We start from the raw sequence: 7,789 nt of genomic DNA, 5'->3' as shown, positions 1-7,789 counted from the left end.
GCCCCTACTGTCACCGCCCCAGAGACACCTAACGAAGTACTACTAGGGCAGCCCAACCCTCAGTACTCTGGCATTACTCTTCCGCGAGGGAAGTCTCCTAGAAGTATGAGGAGGCTGCGGGGAGGAAATGGGGAAGGCCAGACTGCAGGGAGGGGTTTTCTTTCCCAGCCTCACCCTCACTACAACACCCCCAACCTCGCCAAAAACTCCTTTGCCTCCTCCGGAGTGACAGTCGAGGTCACCTGCCAGCGGGCGGCGAAGCTGTCCTGGGGGTAGACGAGCTTGACGTTGCTGACTGTGCCTTCGGGCCAGTGGTACACCACCACGCGGGGTTGTTCGTTACCACCCTCGTTCCAGATCTCCTCCCAGCCGAAGGACTGGGAGAGGGGATCCTCGGGATCGCCGGCCTCGATTGATTCGATGTGGTTGATCACCTCGTCGGCGGTGCTGAAGCTGAGGGTCTGGGAGGTGGGGTCGACGTCCTCATCCGAGTGCGGGAAATCTTCGTCGTTCCAGATGCAGAAGCTTTCCGGGACCTCCTGCTGTACTTCAGCAGTGAAGGCTCCCTCGCCGTCCATCTCCTGACAGAGGGTGAGGTTGTCGGTGATGGCGGTGGGTAGGACGTCCAGCGCCGTCGGCTCCACGCTCCCCACGCCACCCGGATTGATCGTCGTGGTTTCCGTCTGGGTGCTCCCGGTGTCGTCGCCGGTCGTGGTGCATCCGCTGAGGACCAGCGCCGATGCCGCGGCACCGGCGATCAGTGTCCGCCAACGCGGTGTGGGGGCCAGGGTTCGTGCGGACATGGGGATCTCCTTGCTGCTGAGAGCTTTTCCGCACCAAATTTTATCGCAATAACCTCAGGAAGGCAGCTGCCCGACCACAGTCAGTGTCTGCGTGGCGCGGGTGACTGCCACGTAGAGGTCCTGCCAGCCCTGCGGCGATTGCTCCACGATCTCGCTCGGCTCCATCACGACGACGTGGTCGAACTCGAGGCCCTTGATCTCGGTGACGTTGGCGGCGTCGATGACCTTGGTCAGACCCTCCTCAGGCGTCTGCCATTCCGAACCCGATTCCAGGAAGCGGACGGGCACGCCGGATTCGCGGATGGCCACGGCCGGGGTGGCGTCCGGGTCGATCTGCTCGAGCACTGCGTTGGCCACTTCCATGATCTCCACGGGGGTGCGATAGTTGACTGTCAGCTCGTGGTGGCGGAAACGGCTGCCCACATAGGGCTCGAGAGTCTCGGCCCAGGTGTCTACGCCAGCAGGCGAGCCGGTCTGGGCGGTGTCGCCGACGAGTGTCATCCAGCGGGCGGGGCTGCGGCGGAAGACCATGCGCCACTCCATGGGGGAGAGCTCCTGCGCCTCGTCGACGATGACGTGGCCGTAGGCCCACTGGTGGTCCGCGCGGGCACGCTCCGCGGTGGAGCGGGAATCGCGCACGATCTGGCGCTGCGCCAGCTCCTTCGCGGAGATGACGTCGGTGGCGGCGAGGTGCTCACCCTCGAAGATGTCGCCGAGGTCATCATCATCCGTGGAGGCGGAGGATTCGAGGATGTCCAGCAGGTCCTGGGCGTCCTCGATGTCCTCCTCGGTGGTGCCGACGGCCTCGTCGAGGTCGGGCAGGCCGATGAGGACGGCGAGCTCGTCGAGAAGCGCCGCATCGGAGGCCGCCCAGTCGGAGCCCTCGGGCCGCCACAGGGCCTCGCGGGTCTCGTCGTCGTAGCCTTCGGCGGCGACGTCGATGGCCTCATGGCTCTCGAGCAGGTTGCACAGCACGTCCTCAGGCGTGAGCTCGGGCCAGAACTCCTCGATGAGCCGCTCCACACCCGGCTCCTCCGCGAGGTCATCGTGGAGCTGGTCAATGTCGGCGCGGGAGAGCAGGTTGGCCCCGCCTAGCGGGTCCTCACCGATCTTCTTCGCCAACTGCTCGGCGAGTAGTTCGATGAAGTGCTCGGCGAAGACGGCGCGGGCCTCGTTGTGCGGGCGACGGGAACGGCGTGCGCGGGTGCGGGCGGCCTTGACCATGGGGGCGCTAACAAGCAACCGGAGCGAGCCGTGGGGGAGTTCCACCGGTTCGTCGGGCAGCGTCTCGTAGGCGCGGACGGCCTCCTTGAGGATGGTGACCATCTCCTCCGAGCCCTTGATCTCGCGCGCCAACAGTGACTCCGGCGCGGCGCCGCGGACACCGGGGTAGAGATCCCCGATGGTGCTGAGCACCACGCCCGTCTCACCGAGTTCCGGCAGGACGCGGGAGATGTAGTCGAGGAAGGTCGGGTTCGGACCGACGATGAGCACGCCGGACTTCGACAGCTGCTCGCGCGCGGTGTAGAGCAGGTAGGCCACCCGGTGCAGCGCAACGGCCGTTTTGCCGGTGCCGGGGCCGCCCTCGACGACCATGACGCCGCGGGTCTCGTCGCGGATGATCAGGTCCTGCTCGCGCTGGATCGTTTCCACGATGGATTTCATGTGGCCGGTACGCGCGGCCTTCATCGCGGTGACGAGGGCGGACTCGCCACCGACACCCTCGCGGCCCTCACCGGCGTGCTCGCCGGAGAGCCACTCGTCATCCACGCCGGTGACCTCGCGGCCCTTGGTGCGGATGTGGCGGCGCAGCGTCACACCCTCCGGCTGGGCGGTGGTGGCCAGGTAGAAGGGGCGGGCCATGGGCACGCGCCAGTCCAGAAGCAGGGTGCGGTAGCCCTCCTCGCGGACGTCCAAGCCCATGCGACCGATGTAGCGGCGATCCAGCTCCGGCTGGCCGGGAACGGGGTTCTCGGGATCCTCCGATTCGATGTCAATGCGCCCGAAGACCAGGCCCAGCTGGGCCAGGTTGAGCCGGTCCAGCTTGGAGTTCAGGCCGTGGTACTCCGTCTCACGCCTGATCAGCGCATCGGCGTCAGGGTTCGCGGGGTCCACCTCCAGCTGCACCTGGCGCAGCCTCTCGTTGGCGGCCGATACTTCCTCGTCGAGTCGTGCGAAGAGGTCGTCGACGTAGGCCTGTTCCTTCGCGATTTCGCTCACCTGTGAATTACCTCCCTGAGACAAACGGATGATCCAGGATACCCGCGTCACCGGTGGAAGGGGAGTCTGCGGGTTATTGCGTTGCGAATGGTGCAGGGGCAGGGGGTGTGGATCCTTTTCGAGACCACCTGTTCGAGTTCACCCCGGAAAAACACAGCGGGACCGGTCCCACATCAGGGGACCGGACCCGCCGGGTTCAGCAGCTGATCTGATCAGGAGCTACATCTTGCCGATCTTCTTCTGCGCCTTGGAGATCGCCTTGTCGGCGCGGCCCTGGAGCTTGTCGGCGCTCTTGTGGGCCTGCTTCGCAGCGCGGCCGGACTTCTTGTCGGCGGCGACCAGGGCCTGGTCGGCCTTGTCCTGGGCGGCGGCAGCGGCCTTGACGATGCCCTTGCGGGCGGTCTGGGTGTTCTCGCGGGCCATGTCGAGCCAGTCGTCCTTGTTGTCCGCCCAGTAGCCCTGCGCCTTCTGTGCGGCACCGGCTGCCGCGGCGGCACCGGCCGCTGCGGTGGCGGTGGCGGTGTCCTTCCACTCGTCCTTGTGGTCGACGTAGTAGTCCTGCGCGCGGGTCGCGTACTCGGTGACCTTCTCGGAGGCATCGCCGAGCCACTCGCGTGCGGTGTCGGTGGCCTTCTCGGTCTCCGACTTGGTGGGCAGGGCCTGGTGGACCTTCTTGTTGGCCACGGCGGCGGCCTTGCTGGTGCGCCACTTCAGGCCCGGCTTGCCGGCGGTGTCACCCGAGGTGATCAGCAGGCCACCGAGCAGGGCGAGGTTGGTCAGGAAACCGGAACGGCGGGCGCTGCGCTCGGCCTTGTCCTGGGTCTCCCAGAAGGCGTGGCGGGCCAGCATCGTCGGCACGGAGGTCGCCGCGAGGACGGCGGCCGAGACCCGCGGGAGGAATCCGACGGCCAGGGTCGCGCCCGCGCCGATCTTGGTGGCGGCGACAGCACGGACCACCAGCTCCGGGTCCCGCGGGATGCGTCGTGCGTATTCGCGGGGGAGGACAGAACGGGTGCGCTTGATCAGAAGTTCAGCGCTCTCGGTGTGGTCGGCGGTGTGGAGCAGGCTGTCGGCACCGTCGGCGATATAGACCGATGCAATCATCGGGCGGGCGATCTTGCGGATCATCATGGTGCTCCTCGGTTGCTTCTCTTCGTATGTTTTCTGCGTCTTTTCTGCGTGGCCCAGTCTAGCGGCGAATTGTCACCAGCGACGGGCCCACCAGTCATCCAGGTGGGGTCGTTCCGCCCCCAGGGTGGTGTCCGTGCCGTGGCCGGGGTGGACGATGGCGTCATCGCCGTGGACGTCGAAGATGCGCTCCTTGACGTCCTTGAACAGCCGGACGAAGTCACTCTCCGAGGTGGTCTTGCCCAGGCCGCCGGGGAAGAGGCTGTCGCCGACGAACAGGTGCATCTGGCCGTCGATCTCCACGGCCACGGCCGCGCCACCGGGGGTGTGCCCGCGCAGGATGGACACCGGCAGCTGGTGGCCCGCGAATTCGATGACATCACCCTGGTTGAGTTCCACGTCGGCCTCGGCCGGCAGGGCCGGGGCGTCGAGGAAGGTGGCGTAGTGCTTCGCGCCGGTGGCCTGGAGCACCTCGACCAGGGCCTGGTGGTGGTCCGGGTGGCGGTGGGTGGTCAGCACTCCCGTGATCTTCGCGCCGGCCTGCTCGGCCAGGGCGAGGATGGCGGGGGCGTCGTCGGCGGCGTCGATAAGCAGGGCCTCCTCGCCGGCGACGAGGAGATAGCAGTTGTTGTCCATCTTTGAGACGGAGATCTGGTGCAGTGTCAGTGTGTTCGGCATGCCACTCAGGGTAGCGCCGGAAGGGCGCTCGGCGGTATGTTCGAGGATGTTTGAGAGTCGGGCTGTCCGGCTCCATCCAACTTCACGGAGGGCTGGGAAGACTGTGGCTGATCGCCTCGTCGTGCGCGGTGCGCGCGAGCACAACCTCAAGGGCGTGGATATTGACCTGCCCCGGGACAAGATGGTCGTGTTCACCGGCCTGTCGGGCTCGGGAAAGTCCTCGCTGGCCTTCGACACGATCTTCGCCGAGGGGCAGCGCCGCTACGTCGAATCGCTGAGTTCCTATGCGCGCATGTTCCTCGGGCAGATGGACAAGCCGGACGTCGACTTCATTGACGGGTTGTCCCCGGCGGTGTCCATCGACCAGAAGTCGACCAACCGCAACCCGCGGTCCACGGTGGGCACGATCACGGAGATCTACGACTACCTGCGTCTGCTCTTCTCCCGCGCCGGCACCGCCCACTGCCCGGTCTGTGACGCGAAGATCGCGCGCCAGACCCCGCAGCAGATCGTCGACCAGGTCATGGCACTGGAGCAGGGCCTGAAATTCCAGGTGCTCGCCCCTGTGGTGCGCACCCGTAAGGGTGAGTTCGTCGACCTGTTCAAGGACCTCGCCGCGCAGGGCTATGCCCGCGTGCGTGTCGACGGCCAGGTCTACCCCCTCACCGAACCGCCCACCCTGAAGAAACAGATCAAGCACGACATCGACGTCGTCGTCGACCGCCTGCAGGTCAAGGAATCCCAGCAGCAGCGCCTGACCGACTCCGTGGAGACCGCACTCGGTCTGGCCGACGGCCTAGTCGCCCTGGAATTCGTCGACCGCGCCGCGGACGACCCGGACCGCTACACGATCTTCTCCGAGAAGCTCGCCTGCCCCAACGGCCACCCGCTGGACGTCGACGAGCTGGAACCGCGCGCCTTCTCCTTCAACTCGCCCTACGGTGCCTGCCCGGCCTGCGACGGCCTGGGCACCCGCACCGAGGTCGACATCGATCTGGTCATCCCCGATCCGGACGCCCCGGTCATCCGCTCGGTGCAGCCGTGGACCTCCAGCCCCAACGCCGGCTACTTCGAGAAACTCGTCGAGGGCCTGGCCAAGGCGCTGGAGTTTGATCCGGAGACCCCCTACTCGCAGCTGTCCGCTGCGCAGCGCAAGGCGCTCGTCCACGGCACGAAGGCCGAGGTCTCGGTCCGCTACAAGAACCGCTACGGCCGCATCCGCAACTGGACCGCACCGTTCGAGGGCGTCCTGGGTTACCTGCACCGCAAGATCGACCAGGTGGAATCCGAGTGGTCGAAGGAACGCTTCCTCGCCTACACCCGCGAGGTCGCCTGCCCCACCTGTAAGGGCGCGCGCCTGAAGCCGGAGATCCTCGCCGTGCGCCTGGACTCCAGCACCCACGGGGAGAAGTCCATCGCCGGACTGACGGACCTGTCCATCTCCGATGCCAGCGAGTTCCTCGGTTCCCTGGTGCTGGGCCGCAGGGAGGAGATGATCGCCGGTGCCGTGCTCAAGGAGATCCAGGCCCGCCTGCAGTTCCTCCTCGACGTCGGCCTGGCCTACCTCACCCTCAACCGCGCCGCCGGCACCCTCTCGGGTGGCGAGGCCCAGCGCATCCGCCTGGCCACCCAGATCGGCTCCGGCCTGGCGGGTGTGCTCTACGTCCTCGACGAACCCTCCATCGGCCTGCACCAGCGCGACAACCAGCGGCTGATCACCACGCTCAAGCGCCTGCGCGACATCGGCAACACCCTCATCGTGGTCGAACACGACGAGGACACCATCCGCGAGGCCGACTGGCTCGTCGACATCGGGCCGAACGCCGGCGAATTCGGCGGCGAGATCGTCTACCAGGGTGAACCCGGCGGCATCCTCACCGCCGAAGGTTCCATCACCGGAGACTACCTCTCCGGCAGGCGTGTCCTCGGCGTGCCCGACCAGCGCCGCGAGGTGGATCCGGAACGGTGCCTGACTGTGGTCGGCGCCCGGGAGAACAACCTCCAGGGCATCGACGTGTCCATCCCACTGGGCGTGCTGTGCTGCATCACCGGTGTCTCCGGCTCGGGTAAATCCACCCTGGTCAACCAGATCCTGGCCAAGACCCTGGCCAACGAACTCAACCGCGCCCGCCAGGTCCCCGGCCGCGCCCGCCGCGTCGAGGGCGTCGGGCACCTGGACAAGCTCGTCCAGGTCGACCAGTCACCCATCGGGCGCACCCCGCGTTCGAACGCGGCGACGTACACGGGTGTCTTCGACAAGATCCGCAAGCTCTTCGCCGAGACCACCGAGGCCAAGGTCCGCGGCTACAAGGCCGGCCGCTTCTCCTTCAACATCAAGGGCGGGCGCTGCGAGGCCTGCCAGGGCGACGGCACCCTGAAGATCGAGATGAACTTCCTCCCCGACGTCTACGTCCCCTGCGAGGTCTGCGACGGCGCGCGCTACAACCGGGAGACCCTCGAGGTCCACTACAAGGGCAAGAACATCGCCGAGGTCCTCGACATGCCCATCGCGGAGGCAGCAGTGTTCTTCGAACCGATCAGCTCGATCCACCGCTACCTGCAGACGCTTGTCGACGTCGGCCTCGGCTATGTCCGCCTCGGCCAGTCCGCCACCACGCTCTCGGGTGGTGAGGCCCAGCGCGTGAAGCTGGCCTCCGAGCTGCAGAAGCGTTCCCAGGGCCGCACCGTCTACATCCTCGACGAACCGACCACCGGCCTGCACTTCGAGGACGTGCGCAAACTCATGCTGGTCATCCAGGGCCTGGTGGACAAGGGCAACTCCGTGATCGTCATCGAGCACAACCTCGACGTGATCAAGGCCGCCGACTGGATCGTGGACATGGGCCCCGAGGGTGGTTCCGGCGGCGGCCTGGTCGTCGCGGAGGGCACCCCGGAAGATGTCGCAGCGGTGGAGGCCTCCTACACGGGGCAGTTCCTGGCTGAGGTGCTGTAGGGCCTGC

The 7,789-nt window shown here is 66.8% G+C and carries 5 protein-coding genes; 1 reads left to right on the top strand and 4 read right to left on the bottom strand.

What is annotated here, in order from left to right; genetic code table 11:
- Window positions 1–179 precede the first annotated feature (179 nt).
- The 4 genes from NYP18_RS14465 to NYP18_RS14450 all read right to left on the bottom strand — a co-directional run bounded on the left by NYP18_RS14465 (window position 180) and on the right by NYP18_RS14450 (window position 4,829).
- Window positions 180–803, bottom strand: a complete 624-nt coding sequence (locus NYP18_RS14465) for a hypothetical protein (RefSeq protein WP_259428901.1) — start codon at window positions 801–803, stop codon at window positions 180–182.
- A 54-nt stretch (window positions 804–857) separates the two neighbouring features.
- On the bottom strand, window positions 858–3,023 hold the full coding sequence (locus tag NYP18_RS14460; RefSeq protein ID WP_259428900.1) for a HelD family protein: 2,166 nt from the start codon (window positions 3,021–3,023) through the stop codon (window positions 858–860).
- 219 nt (window positions 3,024–3,242) lie between these two features.
- The gene (locus NYP18_RS14455; protein WP_259428902.1) at window positions 3,243–4,151 is read right to left on the bottom strand and encodes a DoxX family protein; all 909 of its coding nucleotides are present in this window, start codon (window positions 4,149–4,151) and stop codon (window positions 3,243–3,245) included.
- A gap of 75 nt (window positions 4,152–4,226) precedes the next feature.
- On the bottom strand, window positions 4,227–4,829 hold the full coding sequence (locus tag NYP18_RS14450; protein ID WP_259428899.1) for an MBL fold metallo-hydrolase: 603 nt from the start codon (window positions 4,827–4,829) through the stop codon (window positions 4,227–4,229).
- Between the two features lie 103 nt (window positions 4,830–4,932).
- Here NYP18_RS14450 and uvrA point away from each other — a divergent pair, with 103 nt between their 5' ends.
- Window positions 4,933–7,782, top strand: coding sequence for an excinuclease ABC subunit UvrA (gene uvrA / locus NYP18_RS14445; protein ID WP_259428898.1), 2,850 nt, complete (start codon window positions 4,933–4,935; stop codon window positions 7,780–7,782).
- The last annotated feature ends 7 nt before the right edge of the window (window positions 7,783–7,789 follow it).

It is taken from the genome of Corynebacterium lemuris (assembly GCF_024919295.1).
Lineage (GTDB): Bacteria > Actinomycetota > Actinomycetes > Mycobacteriales > Mycobacteriaceae > Corynebacterium > Corynebacterium lemuris.
The sequence above is the reverse complement of the archived record's forward strand: the minus strand, read 5'-3'. Positions and strand labels throughout refer to the sequence as shown.